This window comes from Streptomyces sp. NPDC048258, assembly GCF_043201995.1.
In the GTDB taxonomy this organism is placed as follows: Bacteria; Actinomycetota; Actinomycetes; order Streptomycetales; family Streptomycetaceae; genus Streptomyces.
Genome location: NZ_JBICZH010000009.1, coordinates 17,327 through 32,740 on the forward strand (window position 1 = coordinate 17,327; position 15,414 = coordinate 32,740).

Consider the following 15,414-nt stretch of genomic DNA (forward strand, 5'->3'; position numbering starts at 1 on the left):
TTATGGGTAATGACAACGGTCCCCGTTGCAGCCTTTGCCGATCGCGTCGCGGTGCGCTTCACTTCACGCGTCGGAACCGAACAAACGGGCGCCGCGAATGAGACGGGGGACGCGATGAGCGCGCACGACCACGCGCACGACGACAACGGCCACGGCCACAGCCACGGCGGGCACGGAGGCCACGGCGGGCACAGCCATGGCGTGGCCGCCGACGCCGACCGGCGCTGGCTGGCGATCGCGCTGGGTCTGATCGGCGCGTTCATGGCCGTCGAGGTGGTCATCGGCATCGTGGCCCACTCGCTGGCCCTGATCTCCGACGCCGCCCACATGCTGACCGACGCCGTCTCGATCGTCCTCGCGCTGATCGCGATGCGGCTCGCGGCCCGTCCGGCGCGCGGCGGTTTCACGTACGGCCTCAAGCGGGCGGAGATACTGTCCGCCCAGGCCAACGGCCTGACCCTGCTGCTGCTGGCGGTCTGGCTGGCGTACGAGGCGGTGCGGCGGCTGATGGATCCGCCCCCGGTGGAGGGCGGCCTGGTCCTGGTGACCGCACTCGCGGGCATCGTCGTCAACGTGGCCGCGGCCTGGTGCATCTCGAAGGCGAACCGGTCCTCGCTGGCCGTCGAGGGCGCCTACCAGCACATCCTGAACGACCTGTTCGCGTTCATCGGGACGGCGGTGGCCGGTCTGATCGTGCTCACCACCGGCTTCCGGCAGGCCGACGCGATCGCCACCCTCGTGGTGGTGGTGCTGATGGTGAAGGCGGGCTACGGGCTGGTCCGCGAGTCCGGCCGGATCTTCCTGGAGGCGGCCCCGGCCCATGTGGACCCGGACGCGGTCGGCGACCGGCTCGTCGGGCACCCGCCGGTCACCGAGGTGCACGACCTGCACATCTGGACCATCACCTCCGGGCAGGCGGCGCTCTCCGCGCACGTCCTCGTCGAGCCGGCGGGCGACTGCCACGCGGTGCGCCGGGACCTGGAGCGGCTGCTGGCCAAGGAGTACGGGATCACGCACACCACCCTCCAGGTGGACCACGTACAGGACTCCCTCCTCACCGTCGGCCGCGCGGGCGAGGCGCCGGAGGACCCGCACTGCGCGGACGCGCACGGTCCGGTCCACCGGCAGGGCCCGCACGACCACTGAAACGCGGGGATCACTGAGTCCCCGCCGCGCGGGGCATACATGGGCGCATGACGCACAAGCGCAGTGCCGGACTGCTCCTGTTCCGCCGTACGGGTGAGGGTTCGGACCCGGGGGTCGAGGTTCTGCTCGGCCACATGGGCGGTCCGCTGTGGGCCGGACGGGACGCCGGGGGCTGGGCCATCCCGAAGGGCGAATACGAGCCGGACGAGACGCCGCGGGACGCGGCCCGCCGGGAGTTCACCGAGGAGATCGGGCTGCCGCCCCCGGACGGCGAGTACCTGCCGCTGGGCGAGGTGCGGCTGACCAGCGGGAAGCTGGTGACCATCTGGGCGGTGGAGGCGGACCTCGACCCCGCGCTGATGGTGCCCGGGACCTTCTCCATGGAATGGCCGCCGCACTCCGGGACCGTACAGGAGTTCCCGGAGCTGGACCGGGTGTCCTGGTTCACGCCAGCGATGGCGGAAAGCAAGCTGATTCCGTCTCAAGTCCCGTTTCTGGAGCGGCTGTTGGTACTCCTGAAGGGTTGACTCGACCTTTACTTGCCAGCAAACCCCACCTGCATGGACATTGCACATATGACGAACGTCGTGCTGGTGGGAACCCTGGACACCAAGGGTGTGGAGTACGGCTGGCTGCGCGAGAGGCTGCTGCGCACCGGCGTCGAAGTGATACTGGTCGACACGGGAGTGATGGGCGAACCCCGGGTGCCCGCGGACGTACCGCGTGAAGCGGTGGCCCGGGCCGCGGGAACGGAACTGTCGGAACTGCGCGCGGCCGCCGACCGGGGCGCGGCCGTCACCACGATGGCCCAGGGCGCCGAGGCGACCCTGTTACGCCTGCACGCCGAAGGCCGGCTGCACGCGGTGCTCGCGATCGGCGGCAGCGGCGGCACCTCCATCGCCACCCGGGCGATGCGCGCCCTGCCGCTGGGCGTACCGAAACTGATGGTCTCGTCCATGGCGTCCGGCGATGTCGCGCCGTACGTGGGCTCCGCGGACATCACGATGATGTACAGCGTCGTGGACATCGCGGGGATCAACAGCATCTCCGCGCCCGTCCTCGCCAACGGGGTGGAGGCGGTCGCCGCCATGGCCAAGGCCTTCGCCCGCGCCTCCCTGGACACCCCGCGCCCGGCGCGGCTGGGTGCGGGCGGCCGCCCGCTGATCGCGGCGAGCATGGCGGGCGTGACCACGATCGGGGTGGACGCGGCCCGCGAGCGGCTGACCGAACTGGGCTACGAGGTACTGGTCTTCCACGTCAGCGGCTCCGGCGGCCGCACCCTGGAGACCCTGGCCGGACAGGGGGTCTTCGCGGGGGTCCTCGACCTCACCCTCAGCGAGCTCGCCGACGACCTGTGCGGCGGCATCCTCACCGCCGGCCCCGACCGGCTCAGCGCGGCCGGGCGGGCCGGGATCCCGCAGGTGGTGAGCCTGGGCGCGCTGGACATGGTCAAGTTCGGCCCGCTGGAGACCCTCCCCGAACAGGCCCGCTACCGGCGGGTCCGCGTCCACAACCCGTCCATCACCGTGATCCGTACGACCGAGGCCGAGTGCGCGGAACTGGGCCGCAGGGTCGCCGCCAAACTCCGTGCGGCCACCGGCCCCACCGCGGTCTGCGTGCCGCTGCGCGGACTGTCCACGCTCGGCGCGCCGGGCGGCCCCTACCACGACCCCGGCGCGGACCGGGCCCTGTTCTCGGCGCTGCGCGACGGCTTGCGGGGCAGCGCCGCCCGGCTCTACGACTACGACACCCACATCAACGACCCGGACTTCGGACGGGCGGCGGCCGACCGGCTGCACGCCATGATCGGCGCGGAGTCGGCCGCCGCCTGAGACACGCCCGCACGGTTGGGAACCGGCCCTGGCGGAAACCGTGTCCCTGGGGTTGGCCGGTCGACGACCGGCCGCCCGAGGGGCGCGGTCGACAGGGGGCGGGAAGCGATGAACGACACGCGGACGGCATGGTCGGTCCCCGGTTACACGGAGGTCCGGGAACTCGGCTCGGGCGGCAGCGGCCGCGTCGTGCTCGCCGTGCACGACGGTACGGGCACGGCGGTCGCGGTGAAGTACCTCAGCGACCGGCTGCGCCAGGACCCGGCCTTCGTCTGCGAGTTCCGGGCCGAGGCCCGCCTGCTCGGCGGGCTCCGCTCGCCGTACGTGGTGGGCCTGTACGAGTACGTGGAGTCGCCCGGCGGCGCGGCCATCGTGATGGAGCTGGTGGACGGCATCTCCCTGCGCGCGCTGCTGAAGCAGGCCGGGCGGGCGGACGCCGAGGCCGCGCTGGTGGTGCTGAAGGGCTCCCTCCTCGGACTGGCGGCCGCGCACCGGGAGGGCGTGGTCCACCGCGACTACAAGCCGGAGAACGTGCTGGTCGCGGCGGACGGCTCGTCCAAGCTGGTGGACTTCGGAATCGCGGCGGGCCGCGGGACCACACCGGGCGTGGCCGGAACCCCCGCCTACATGGCGCCCGAGCAGTGGCAGGGCCGGCCGGCCTCTCCCGCGGCCGACGTGTACGCGGCGACCGCGACGTTCTTCGAGTGCCTCACCGGGCGCAAGCCGTACGACGGGGAGAACTTCGCGGAGCTCGCGGTCCAGCACATAGAGGCGCCGGTGCCGGAGACCGAGGCTCCCGAGCCCGTACGCCCGCTGATCCGGCGGGGTCTGGCCAAGCAGCCGGAGCAACGGCCGGAGAACGCCGAGGCCTTCGTCACGGAACTGGAGGGCGTGGCCCTCGCCGCGTACGGGCCCCAATGGGAGGAGCGCGGCCAGCGCAAGCTGGCGGCGCTGGCCGCGCTCCTGCCGCTGCTGTTCCCCTCGGCCGGTGCCGCGGCGGAGGGCACCACCGCGGTGGCCACGACCACGCTGAGCAGCGGCTCCGGCTGGGCCCCCGGTCGGCGCGGCTGGCTGGCGGCCGGGGTGGCGCTGGTCCTGGGAACGGTGCTGGTGCTCACGACGGACGCGATCGGCGCGGCCCCGGGCGGGGCCTCGGCGCTGAGCGCGTTCGCCACGACGAGCGCGGCCCCGCCCGGGCCGGGCACGCCGACCCCGGCCCCGGCCCCGCAGGTCTCGGCCTCACCGTCCGCGAGCCCGAGCCCCTCGCCGTCCCCGAGCGCCTCGCCGTCGCTGTCCCCGGCTCCCACGCCCACCGCGTCCCCGAAGCCGACCCCGACCCCGACCCCGAAGCCGACGGTGAGCTGGTCGCCGACTCCCACCCCGACGCCCACACCGACCCTGAAGGTCACGAAGGTCGACGTCTCGCTCAAGCCCGGCGTCTACCGGGGCGAGGCGACCGTGACGCTCGCCACCCAGGGCACCGGGCCGGTCACCGTCGTACTGGAGTGGTTCCTGGGCGGCGAGCAGGGCGCCTACTCCGTGCCCGACGGCACGGACACGGTCGTCGTCCGGTCCGGTTCGGTGGCCCCCGTGGTCCAGGCCCACACCTTCACCCGCGGTCGCGGCTGCTACGGCGGGGTCAGGGTCACCACCAAGCCCGCCGCCGGCAACAAGTCCGCGTCCGACTCGCAGTACCTGCTGCGGTGCCAGGAGGCACCCCGATGAGCGATCCCCACGCCCCGCAGGGCGACGACTACAGCGCCACCGTGCTCGGCAGCCACTGGTTCTCCGGGCCCCCGGTGGCCGCGGAGGTGGCCCCCGACCGGGTCGAGGGATCGGTGCTCCGGTTCGGCCCCGGGGTCACGGCGGCCATGCCCGCGCCGTTCCCCGTCTCCGCCACCGCCGTACGCGGCGCACGGCGGCGGCGCGGCGCCGGGCTGCGCCGGTACACCCTCGCCGCGGTCGTCCTGCTCGCGGTCCTCGCGTACCTCGGGTGGCAGCGGTACGGGCCCGCCCTCGTCGTCCGGGACGTGGCCGTGACCACCGATCCCGGGGGACCGGCCTGCAACGCGGCGGCCGACGTGGTGGCCGTCGTACGGACCGACGGGCGCCCGGGGACCCTCACGTACCGCTGGCTCCGCAGCGACGGCACGCACTCCGAGCGGCTGACCGAGCGGGTGCCGCGCGGGCAGCGGGAGGCCAGGCTGCACCTGCTGTGGACCTTCCGGGGCGCCGGGACCTACCCCGCGAAGGCCGAACTCGAACTGCTCTCGCCCGAGCGGCGCACGGCCGCGGTGGAGTTCACGTACCGGTGCCGCCCGTAGGCCTTCGCGCACGGATGCCAAGTCCGCGCGGGGAGGCCCGCAGCCGCTCGGGGAGTGGCTGCGGGCCTTCCTCCAACGGGCACCACACCAACCCGTCCCCCGCCGCAACCGGGGGACGGAGCTCAAGGAGGCTGCCGGCTCAGAACCGCGCGTGCGCGGTGATGTCCGCCTCGAACTCCCCCGTCATCGCCGGGGTCACCGTCGGCCGGCACTGCGCGACGGCCGCCAGGTAGTCCTCCGTGCCCGCGCCGAGCTGCGCGGCCGCCGCGCCCCGCGCGCCCACCGCCTCCAGGTCCCGTTCGAAGGACACCTGCGCCGCGATCCGCGCCGCGTGCTCGATGTCGGCCGGTGTGAACAGCTCGGTCGCCGCCACCAGGGCCGATACGTCGACGTCCGCGCGCCCCGCCGTGTAGCGGGACCAGATCGCGGCGCGTGCCCCGGCGTCCGGGGTACCGATCGGGATCAGGTAGTCGAAGCGCCCGGGCCGCAGGAAGGCCGGGTCGAGGGAGCGGATGGAGTTGGTGGCGCACACCAGCAGCCGCTCGTCGCCCTCCCGGAAGCCCGGGATCAGCTTGAGCAGTTCGTTGGTCACCCCGTGGATCCCGCCGGGCTGCGCGGGCTCGGAGCGTACGGGCGCGATCTCCTCGACCTCGTCGATGAAGACGAGGACCCGCTCCAGCTCGGCTATTCGGGCGAAGGCGTCGCGCAGCGCGGCGGCCAGGTTGCCCTCGTCGGCGAGGCGGGAGGGCAGCAGTTCCACGAAGGGCCAGCCGAGCCGGGAGGCGATGGCCCGGGCGAAGGTGGTCTTGCCGGTGCCGGGGGGTCCGAAGAGGGTGATGGCGCGCGGCGGCCGCACGCCGTGCGAGGCGGCCCGCTCCGGTTCGGCGAGCGGCAGCACCACGCGCCGCTCGATGAGGTCCTTCTCCTTCTCCATGCCGGCGACCTTGGCCCACAGGTCGCTGGGCAGGAAGCGGCCGCCGAGGTCGTCGAGGAGACCGGCCGCCGGTCCGTGCAGCGGCTCGGTCTTCTCGAAGTAGGCGACGGCCGGCTGCCGCGTGTATCCGGCGTTGAGGAGGCCCTCGCCGAGCAGGTCCTCCTCGGGCAGGACGTACGCGATCCGGCCGACGCGGGCGGCGACGAGGCGTCGCTCCAGCTCGACGAGCAGGGCGCTGGCCAGGCCCCGGCCGCGCCAGCCCGCGGCGATCGCGATGCGCATCACCCAGGCGCGCTCACCGGTGACGCAGGCCAGGGCCGCGCCGATCGGGACGCCCTGGTGGACGGCGACCACGCAGGGCTGCCGGCCGGTGAGGGCGCTGATGCATTCGGCGAGCGAGAAGACGGACTCCTGGCCGAGTTCCGCCGTGGTGTCGATCAGATGGACGACCGCCGCGAGATCACTCTCGCGGTAGTCGTGGATGAGCCAGTTCACCGGGTACCGCCCCTCGTTCGTGCTCCTGCGGCGAGGTTAGGGGCGGCCGGGCCGGACGATCACGCTCCGCAGTGCACAACACCCGGTCCGGAAACCGTCCGGGTCGTCCATAGACCGGTGGCTTCCGACTACGCCCCGAGCCGTGGAACTTGTCCGGCCGTGGCCCGAGTTTCACATCGGGTTCACGGGATTCACAGGGGATTCATACGGAATACCTCCCTCCGGACACAGGTTCGGCGGGCAGGGTCGGAACATGATCCACCGGATGCTCCCCCGACCGGCCCGCCGCACCCGTGCGCGGCGGGCGTCCAGGATCCTGCTGGCGCTGGCCGCCATGGCCGCGTTGATCAGCGTCGACGTGCCCGACGCCGCGGCCCGGCCGCCGCTCGGCGTCACCGCTCAGGCCCTGCCCGGCGCCACGGCGGACCGGGTCGGCGCACTCTTCTCGGGCGGGCTCGACGGCGGGCACTTCTGCACCGCCGCGGTGGTACGGAGCGACGACCGCGATGTGATCGCCACCGCCGCGCACTGCCTGGGGGAGCCGGACACCACCTTCTTCGCGCCGGGCTACCGGGACGGCGAGGCCCCGTACGGCGTGTGGAAGGTCACCGGTGTCCACGTCGCCCGGGGCTGGACGGACGGCGAGAACCCGGACGACGACATCGCCTTCGCGACGGTCGCCCCGGTGGACGGCGGCCGGTCCGGTGCGGTCGAGGACCTCGTGGGCGGCTTCCCGGTCGCCGCCCTGCAGCCCGCCGACGCCACGGTGACGGTCATCGGGTACCCGGGGACCGACGAGATCCCGCTGCGCTGCTCCAACACCACGGCCCTGTTCTCGGACACCCAGCGCCGCATCGACTGCCCGGACCTCAGCGGCGGCACCAGCGGCAGCCCCTGGCTGGTGGACGGGGCACTGGCCGGTGTCCTCGGCGGCCACGAGGGCGGCGGCACCGTCCCGGAGGTCTCGTACAGCGCGGTGATGGGCGACCAGGCGGTGGAGCTCTACCGCGAGGCGTCGGACGCGGGCTGACGCCCCTCCACCGTCCTCAGCGCGGCTCCAGCGTGTGCGCACCTTCCGCGAAGCCGTCCGGGCGGTCTTCCCGAAGGCGCTCAGGCATCGGCGGACTGCCCGTCCGTGTCCGTGGCGAGCTCGGCGGCGAATTCGGTGGCGGGCGGCTCGAACCAGGTCGGCTCGTCGCGGAGGGCCCGGTGGATGCGGTCCAGGGCGAAGCGCTCCAGCGGGGGCAGCGCGTCCACCTCGAACCAGGCCACCTCCAGCGACTCGCTGTCGTTCGCCCGGGCCTCGCCGCCGGTCGCCCGGCAGCGGAAGGTGATGTCCTGGAACTGGCAGACGTCGCCGTTGGGGTAGGTGATCGGCTCCAGCATCTGGACGAGGACCACCCGCTCGGGGACACACCGCACCGCCGTCTCCTCGTACACCTCGCGCACGGCGGTCTCGGCGGGCTGCTCCCCCGGCTCGGCGATCCCGCCGACCACGGACCACAGCCCGGTGTCGGAGCGCCGGCCGAGCAGCACCCGGCCCCGGTCGTCGAGGACGATGGCCGTGACCCCGGGCAGCAGGAGCAGCCGGTGCCCGGCGGTGGCGCGGATCTCGCGGATGAAATCGGGTGTGGTCATCCCCCGACCCTACGAGGCCGGGGCGGCGGCCCCGCGTCAGACCACCCGGCGGGCGCGAATCCGGCGGGTCAGGATCCAGCCGATCCCGCCCGCGGCGAGGACGAGCAGCGCGTACTCGGGCAGCGGCCCCACGACGGTGGCCGGGGTGCGGGTGGAGCGCAGCGGGATCTCGGCGACCAGCGCGTCGGCGGTGAACATCTCCGTCTGCCGCACGATCGTCCCGTCGGGGCGGATCACCGCGCTCACCCCGCTGGTGACGGGTACGAGGACGGTACGGCTGTGCTCGACGGCGCGGACCCGGTCCATGGCGAGCTGCTGGTAGGTCATCTGGGTCCGGCCGAAGGTGGCGTTGTTGCTGGGTACGGCGATCACCTGGGCGCCGTCCCGGACGGTGGAGCGGACGGCGTCGTCGAAGGCGGCCTCGAAGCAGGTGACCATGCCGACGCCGCTGCCGTCCATGTCGAACACGCCGGGGTCCTTGCCGGGGCCGAAGTCGCGGCGCACCCGGTCCACGTCCGAGCTGAAGAGCCGGACGAAGGAGCGCATCGGGATGCGCTCGCCGAAGGGCTGGATCTTCCGCTTGTCGTAGGTCGCGGTGGGGCCGGCCACCGGGTCCCACAGGATCATCGTGTTGCGCAGCGGGCCGGTCTCGGGGGACACGACGGCGCCGATGGCGACGGGCACGCCGATGGCCTTGACCGCCCTGTCGATGGCCTCGTACGCGTCGGGCTGGGAGTACGGGTCCAGGTCGGAGGAGTTCTCCGGCCAGACGACGAAGTCGGGCTTCGGGGCGCGGCCGGCCTTGACGTCCTCGGCGAGCTGGATGGTGCGGTTGACGTGGTTGTCCAGGACCTGGCGGCGCTGGGCGTTGAAGTCGAAGCCCAGGCGGGGCACGTTGCCCTGGATGACGGCGGCCACGGCGGTGCCGTCCTCGGCCGCGTCGGAGACGAGGGGCCGGGCGGCGAGGCCGGCGCCGATGGGGACGACGACGGTGAACACGGCCAGGGCTGCGGTGGCGCGCCGGGGGTGGTCGAGGGCGACGCGCAGCGCTTCGTAGAGGCCGAATCCGCAGAGGGCCACGGCGAAGGAGAGCAGCGGGGTGCCGCCGAGGGCGGCGAGCGGGGTGAAGACGCCGTCGGCCTGGCCGAAGGCGAGCTTGCCCCAGGGGAATCCGCCGAAGGGGGCCCGGGCGCGCAGTGCCTCGCCCGCGACCCAGACGGCGGCGGCGAACAGCGGCCAGGCCGGGAGCCGGCTGACGAGGGCGATGCCGAGGCCGGTGAGTCCGATGAAGAGGGCTTCGACGGCGGCCAGCGCCAGCCACGGCACCGGGCCGACCTCCTCACCGGTCCAGACGAGCAGCGGCAGCAGGAAGCCGAGCCCGGCGAGGAACCCGAGGCCGAAGCCGGCCCGGGCGCGGCGGCCGTGGAGGCAGCCGGCGAGCAGCGCGAGCGCGAGGGGGGCCAGCCACCACAGCGGGCGGGGCGGGAAGCTGAGGTAGAGCAGCACGCCGGCGACGGCGGCGAGCACGGCGCGCGCGAACACGGCGCCCTTCCGCTTCCGGGTGGGGGCGGGGCGCTCCGCGACTTCGGTCCGGGCTCCGGCGACGGGGTGCGCGGGCTCGTTCCCGGCCGCGCGGGTGACACTGCTGCTCATCTGGCGGAGTGTACGTCCCCACGCGCCGGGGGCCGGTAAGCGACTATCGTGCGAGGGCCTTCAGGTGGGTGCGGATGACCCAGACGGCGTTCTCGGCGTCGTCGACGGTGACCGTGAAGCGCTTCCCGTCGCCGAGCCTCACCTCCAGCCCCTCGCCGCGTCGGACGATGATCGCGGTGCCCTTCTCGGGCCGCCAGCGGTAGCCCCAGCCGCCCCATTGCTGGGGGGTGATCCGGGGGATGAACTCGGCGGACGTCACGTCCGCGAGCCTGATCTTGCGGCGCGGCAGTCCGATGTGGCCGCAACGGACTTCGAGGGCCTCGGAGTCGACGGTGACGGCCACGTGGACGAAGGCGAGGGTGCCGTAGAGGATGAGGAGCCCCACGGCGAGGCAGCCGATCACGGACATGAGCAGCGGGACGATGCCAGAGGTCCAGGCGTTGTCGACGGCGAGCTCGATGCCGAGCGCCAGACAGGCGGCACCGGCGGCTGCGAGCAGCCACTGTGCGCGGTTGGAGGCCCGGCCTGTCCAGAGCGGACCCGGAGGGTGACCCGTCATGAGTAGCAGCGTACTCACGTTCCGCATGCGCGCCACCGCCTCTCACCCGCTTCGCCCACTTCGCTCGCTGCGCCGCTTCGACGACTCGCCGCATCGCGCGTCTGCCCGCGTTTGACCTGAACCAAACTTGAGGTTCTACGGTCCCCGGTATGACCACTCACCAGGCAGTCGCCGTGGCCGCCGGCGCGGAGCTGGTGCAGGAGCCGGCGGACCAGTTCCACGGCGACCGGACCGCCATCCTGCAGGATCCGTCCGGGCACCTGTGGGTCTTCCTGACCCACCTGGAGGAGGTCTCCGAGGAGGAGCTGAAGCGCCGGCTCGCCGAGGCGTAGGTCTCGGCCGGACGAAGGCCTCACCCGGACGCAGGTCTCGGCCGGACGTGGGTCTCGGCCGGACGTGGGTCTCGGCCGGACGTGGGTCTCGGCCGGACGTGGCCTCACCCGGACGTGGCCTCAGCCGGCGCCCGGGAGCAGGCGGACGAGCGCGTCGCGCAGGGCCGGGCGGCGGCCGGTCGTGAAGCGGTGCAGGTTCCGGGAGGCGAACGCGACGCGCTGGGCGCTGCGGCGGCGCTCGGCGTCGTACGCGCGCAGGGCGGCGGGCAGCCCGGCCGGTCCGCCGGCGGCGACGGCGCGGGTCAGCGCCTCGGCGTCGAGGAGGGCGGTGCAGGCGCCCTGGCCGAGGTTGGGGGTCATGGCGTGGGCGGCGTCGCCGACGAGGGCCACCCGGCCGCCCGCGACGAAGGCGGGCAGCGCCGGGTGGAGGTGGCGCATCTCGTACCGGATCCAGGTCGCGGGGTCCGTCTCGGCCAGGACGCGCGGGACCGGGTCGTGCCAGTCGGCGAAGGCGTCCCGCAGTTCGTCGGCGGTGGTGGCCTCGGGGACGGTGGCGTACCAGTTGGTGCGGCCGGGCTCGACGGGGGTCATCCCGAAGAAGCGGCCCTCGCCCCAGGTCTCGCCGTACACGCCGGTCTCGAATCCTGCGATGCCGATCCAGGCGACCGTGCCGATCTCCCGGGGGCCGCTGCGCCGGCCGAAGTACGCGGTGCGGACCACGCTGTTGATCCCGTCGGCGCCGACGACGAGGTCGGCCGGGAGACCGGCCGGGTCGGCGAGGCGGCGTCCGTACGTGATCTCCGCGCCGCCGAGCCGGCCGAGCTCGGCGAGCAGCGCGTCGATCAGGTGGGGCCGGGATATGAGCAGTTCGGGACGGCCCGCCTTGCGCTCGATCCGTTCCAGCGGCAGAGCGGCCAGCACCTTGCCGTCGGGGCGCCGGATCCGGGCGTCGCGGTACGGGACGGCGTGGGCCCGCAGCGCGTCGCCTAGGCCCAGCCGGTCGAGCGCGGTCTGGGCGGTGGGGTGGATCCCGAAGGCCGTTCCGTAGCGTTCGAGGGCGACCCGGCCCTCCACGACGGTCACCGTCCAGCCCGCGCGGCGCAGGCCGATGGCGGTGGCGAGGCCGCCGACGCCCGCCCCGACCACGACGGCCGCTCCCGTTTCGCCTGCCCTTGCGCCTGCCGCTGTCCCCTTGGCCATGGCCAACCCCTTCTCGCCGTCCTCACGACTTCTCGCCGTCCTCACGACCAGGTGATCACCACAGCCGTGGTACTACATCTGTGGTACCACGGCCGTGGTTATGCTGGCAACGTGAATCAGGACCGGAGGGACCGGCTGCGGGACGCGGCCATCGCCGTACTGGCCGAGGCGGGCGGGCGCGGACTGACGCACCGTGCCGTCGACGCGGCCGCCGCCGTGCCCACGGGCACGGCCAAGAACTACTTCCCGACCCGCGACGCACTGCTGCGGGCCGTGGCCGAGCGCTGCCTGGAGCAGTACCGGGCACTGGCCGCCGCCCTGGCGGGGGCCGGCCCCGGACCGGCCGACGCGCGGGAGCTCGCGGCGCTTCTCGCGGGGCTGCTGCGGGATGTGGCCGGCCCCGGGCGGCCGCGCGTACTGGCCTATCTGGAGCTCCAGACCGAGGCGACCCGGCGGCCCTGGCTGGCCGCGCTGCTGGACCCGATCGCGGCGTCGGACTTCGCGGCGCACGCGCACCTGCTGCGCGCGGCCGGACTGCCGGCCGGGCCCGAGCAGGCGCGGGCGCTCACCCTCGCCCTGCACGGCGCGATCCCCCACCTGCTGGCGGGCGCTCCGGCCACCCTGGCGGCGGCCGGCCTGGACGACCTCGACCTCTTCACCCGCGATCTGCTGGCCTCCGTACGCGCCCAGGAGGCGCGGTGACCACCCGACTCGACCGGGCCGTGGGCGCCGTACTCGGCTCGGCGGTGGGCGACGCGCTGGGCGCGCCGTACGAGTTCGGACCGCCGGGGCAACTCGGCGCGCGCGGCGAGGAGATGCGGGGCGGCGGCGGATGGGATCCGGGCGAGGCGACGGACGACACGCAGATGGCGGTCCTGGTCGGCGAGTCCCTGCTGGAGCGCGGGGGCCTCGAACTCCCGGACGTCTTCGGGCGGTTCCAGCGGTGGGCGGCCGGTCAGCCGAAGGACATCGGCCTCCAGACGGAGGACGTACTGACGAACGGCGAGCCCTGGGACCTCGCGGCCGCCCTGCACTTCCAGATCAACGCCCGGGCGGCGGGCAACGGTTCGCTGATGCGCGCGGCCACCTCGGCGGTCTACTTCGCGGGCGCCGGGCGCGAGGAGACCATGGACGCCGCCCGGCGGATCGCGGCGCTGACCCACGGCGACCGGGCCGCCTGGGAGGGCACGGCCGTCCTGCACGAGCTCGTGCGCGTGGCCCTGGACGGCGCCGATCCGCTGGCCGCCCTGCCCGCGACGCTCGCCGCGGTCCACCCGGACCACCGCGAGCGGTACGGGCGTGTACTCGATCCCGCGTGGCACCCGGGCCTGGCCACCGAGTTCAACGGGGCGGTGTGGCCCTGCCTCGGCTCGGCGGTGTGGGCGCTGCGGACGACCGGCGGATTCGCGGAGGCGGTACGGGCCGCCGTGGACCTGGGCGGGGACACCGACACCGTGGCGGCGGTGACCGGAGCGCTTGCCGGGGCCCGCTACGGGGAGCGGTCGGTCCCGGAGCACTGGACTGCCGCGCTGCACGTGCCGCTGCCCGGGTTCGGGGGCCGGGTCCTCAGCGCAGACGATCTGCGCGGGCTGGCCCGTCGGCTGGCGTCGGCCGGGCCCTGTTGAGGGTCAGCCGACGGCCGCGCCCTGTCCCGCGAGCAGCCGCCCCTCGGCGTACCCGAGGGCGGCGGCGGGCAGGGTCCCGAGGCGCCCGCTGCGCAGGACGGTCAGGCCGCCGGTGGCGGGCAGAGCCGGCTCGGGGCGGGCACCGATCCGGCGCAGCGCCTGGACGGCGACGGCCTCGGCGGATCCGTGGAACACCAGCTCCGCGCCCTGTGTCCGGGCGGTCAGGGCGGCTCGGATGGCTGCCTCGACCAGCTCGTAGTGCGTGCAGCCGAGCACGACGTCGGTGACATCGGCAGGCGTCAGGGCGGCGGCCGCGGCGACGGCGGCCGTCACGGCGGCGTCGTCGGCGGCCTCGACGGCGTCGGCGAGCCCGGGGCAGGGCACCTCGGTGACGCGGGCGCCGGTGGCGAACTCGCGGATCAGGCCGCGCTGGTACGGGCTGCCGGTGGTGGCGGGGGTGGCCCAGATCGCCACGCGCCCGCCGGCGGCCGCGGCGGGCTTGATCGCCGGTACGGTCCCGATGACCGGAATCCCCGGCTCCAGCTCTGCGCGCAGGGTGGGCAGGCTGTGCACGGAGGCGGTGTTGCAGGCCACGATCAGCGCGTCGGGGCGGTGCGCGGCGGCGGCCCGGGCGACGTCGAGGGCCCGCCCGGTGAGGTCGGCCGGGGTCCGGGGCCCCCAGGGCATCCCGTCGGGGTCGTTGGACACGACCAGATCCGCGTCCGGCCGCAGCCGCCGCACCGCCGCGGCCGCCGCGAGGAGGCCGATTCCGGAGTCCATGAGCGCGATCTTCACCCGCCCACCTTAGTCGACACCCCCGCCGGACCCCTCCCGCCCCAACCCCCGACACCCTCCCCGCCCGGTCCCCGACCCCACGGCTTCCCGGCAGCGCATCGCCAGCGGGCAGGCACGGCGGACACACCAGCCCCGGCCGGGACGACGACGGGCCCGGGCGGGACGGGCCGGGCTGGGCCCGCTGCCCCCACCGACCACCCGCCCGACGCCTCAGGCCTCGCGGACCGGTCCGGTTCAGACCGAATCGACCCGCGGCTCCACCGAGTCCAGCAGCCGGGCGGTGTGCACCCGCCCACCCCGCGGACCACGGGCCCCGACGGCGACCCGCCCGCTCCACGCGCCCGGCCCCGACCACGACGACCGCAGCCCGGTACCGAGGCCATCCCGGAGCGGGCCCCGCCCGCATGGGCCCGCCGCGCGCCGAACCTGCCCGCCCCGCCTGCCGATGTGCCGCCGGAAGGCCGCGGGCCCGGTCGGGACGGCGCCGGTTCAGCCGGCCTCGGCTCACCAACTCCACTTCGCGCCGCGCCGCGCCGCGGACCACCCACACCCTCCCGTGCCCCGGCACCAAGGCCTCCCGGAGCGGGCCCGGCCCGGTCTGCCGCGTCCGCCGAACCTGCCCGCCCCGCCTGCCGATGTGCCACCGGAAGGCCGTGAGCTCGGGGCCCGCACCGTCGGGTGCGGACGGAACGGCGACGGTCCCCGGGTGCGACGCCGCCGGGCCGGCCGGCGCCGGGCCGGCCGGCCCCGAGCCGCCGCCCACACCGCGCCGCGCACCACAGGCCCCGAGCGCAGCCCCGGCCGCGCCGCGCCCCCGGCCCCACCCCGTTGTCCGCAAGGCAGCGCGCGCGCCGGCGACCGCGGCCCGGCCGGCGAGGCCC

At 74.8% G+C, this 15,414-nt stretch carries 15 protein-coding genes; 9 read left to right on the forward strand and 6 right to left on the reverse strand.

Features of this window, described 5'->3' with window-relative positions; genetic code table 11:
- The first annotated feature begins 114 nt into the window (after positions 1–114).
- From ACGFYQ_RS20960 to ACGFYQ_RS20980, 5 genes are all read left to right on the forward strand, one after another.
- Positions 115–1,146, forward strand: a complete 1,032-nt coding sequence (locus ACGFYQ_RS20960; protein ID WP_393745980.1) for a cation diffusion facilitator family transporter — start codon at positions 115–117, stop codon at positions 1,144–1,146.
- 47 nt (positions 1,147–1,193) lie between these two features.
- Positions 1,194–1,673 carry an NUDIX domain-containing protein gene (locus tag ACGFYQ_RS20965; protein WP_393745982.1) on the forward strand — a complete coding sequence of 160 codons (480 nt, stop codon included), beginning with the start codon at positions 1,194–1,196 and terminating at the stop codon, positions 1,671–1,673.
- Between the two features lie 48 nt (positions 1,674–1,721).
- A complete protein-coding gene (locus tag ACGFYQ_RS20970; protein ID WP_393745984.1) occupies positions 1,722–2,978 on the forward strand; it encodes a Tm-1-like ATP-binding domain-containing protein in 1,257 nt (418 codons plus the stop codon).
- A gap of 108 nt (positions 2,979–3,086) precedes the next feature.
- Entirely contained in the window at positions 3,087–4,703 is a 1,617-nt protein-coding gene (locus ACGFYQ_RS20975; RefSeq protein WP_393745986.1) for a serine/threonine-protein kinase, read from the forward strand.
- Positions 4,700–5,302 carry a hypothetical protein gene (locus ACGFYQ_RS20980; RefSeq protein ID WP_393745988.1) on the forward strand — a complete coding sequence of 201 codons (603 nt, stop codon included), beginning with the start codon at positions 4,700–4,702 and terminating at the stop codon, positions 5,300–5,302. Before ACGFYQ_RS20975 ends, ACGFYQ_RS20980 begins: the two co-directional genes overlap by 4 nt.
- 139 nt (positions 5,303–5,441) lie before the next feature.
- Here ACGFYQ_RS20980 and ACGFYQ_RS20985 read toward each other — a convergent pair whose 3' ends face one another.
- Positions 5,442–6,731 carry an ATP-binding protein gene (locus ACGFYQ_RS20985; protein WP_393745990.1) on the reverse strand — a complete coding sequence of 430 codons (1,290 nt, stop codon included), beginning with the start codon at positions 6,729–6,731 and terminating at the stop codon, positions 5,442–5,444.
- Positions 6,732–6,996: 265 nt separating this feature from the next.
- On the opposite strand from ACGFYQ_RS20985, the gene ACGFYQ_RS20990 reads away from it, so the two are divergent.
- Complete coding sequence (locus ACGFYQ_RS20990; RefSeq protein ID WP_393745992.1) at positions 6,997–7,761, forward strand: trypsin-like serine peptidase; 765 nt, start codon at positions 6,997–6,999, stop codon at positions 7,759–7,761.
- A gap of 80 nt (positions 7,762–7,841) precedes the next feature.
- On the opposite strand, the gene ACGFYQ_RS20995 is transcribed toward ACGFYQ_RS20990, so the two are convergent.
- From ACGFYQ_RS20995 to ACGFYQ_RS21005, 3 genes are read right to left on the reverse strand one after another with little or no spacing between them, the layout of a single operon-like run.
- Positions 7,842–8,369, reverse strand: a complete 528-nt coding sequence (locus ACGFYQ_RS20995) for an NUDIX domain-containing protein (RefSeq protein WP_393745994.1) — start codon at positions 8,367–8,369, stop codon at positions 7,842–7,844.
- A gap of 36 nt (positions 8,370–8,405) precedes the next feature.
- The gene (lnt, locus tag ACGFYQ_RS21000; protein ID WP_393745996.1) at positions 8,406–10,022 is read right to left on the reverse strand and encodes an apolipoprotein N-acyltransferase; all 1,617 of its coding nucleotides are present in this window, start codon (positions 10,020–10,022) and stop codon (positions 8,406–8,408) included.
- Positions 10,023–10,065: 43 nt separating this feature from the next.
- Positions 10,066–10,581, reverse strand: a complete 516-nt coding sequence (locus tag ACGFYQ_RS21005; RefSeq protein ID WP_393745998.1) for a hypothetical protein — start codon at positions 10,579–10,581, stop codon at positions 10,066–10,068.
- A gap of 149 nt (positions 10,582–10,730) precedes the next feature.
- Between ACGFYQ_RS21005 and ACGFYQ_RS21010 the strand changes: the two genes are divergently transcribed.
- Complete coding sequence (locus tag ACGFYQ_RS21010) at positions 10,731–10,913, forward strand: VOC family protein (protein WP_393746000.1); 183 nt, start codon at positions 10,731–10,733, stop codon at positions 10,911–10,913.
- 120 nt (positions 10,914–11,033) lie between these two features.
- On the opposite strand, the gene ACGFYQ_RS21015 is transcribed toward ACGFYQ_RS21010, so the two are convergent.
- Positions 11,034–12,113 (reverse strand): FAD-dependent oxidoreductase, encoded by a 1,080-nt coding sequence (locus ACGFYQ_RS21015; RefSeq protein ID WP_393746002.1) that lies wholly within the window; start codon positions 12,111–12,113, stop codon positions 11,034–11,036.
- A 111-nt stretch (positions 12,114–12,224) separates the two neighbouring features.
- Here ACGFYQ_RS21015 and ACGFYQ_RS21020 point away from each other — a divergent pair, with 111 nt between their 5' ends.
- On the forward strand, positions 12,225–12,815 hold the full coding sequence (locus ACGFYQ_RS21020; protein ID WP_393746004.1) for a TetR/AcrR family transcriptional regulator: 591 nt from the start codon (positions 12,225–12,227) through the stop codon (positions 12,813–12,815).
- The gene (locus ACGFYQ_RS21025) at positions 12,812–13,738 is read left to right on the forward strand and encodes an ADP-ribosylglycohydrolase family protein (RefSeq protein ID WP_393746006.1); all 927 of its coding nucleotides are present in this window, start codon (positions 12,812–12,814) and stop codon (positions 13,736–13,738) included. The genes ACGFYQ_RS21020 and ACGFYQ_RS21025 overlap by 4 nt, the downstream gene beginning before the upstream one ends.
- A 3-nt stretch (positions 13,739–13,741) precedes the next feature.
- Here the strand turns inward: ACGFYQ_RS21025 and ACGFYQ_RS21030 are convergent, their stop codons facing one another.
- Entirely contained in the window at positions 13,742–14,533 is a 792-nt protein-coding gene (locus ACGFYQ_RS21030) for a glutamate racemase (RefSeq protein WP_393746008.1), read from the reverse strand.
- Between the last annotated feature and the right edge of the window lie 881 nt (positions 14,534–15,414).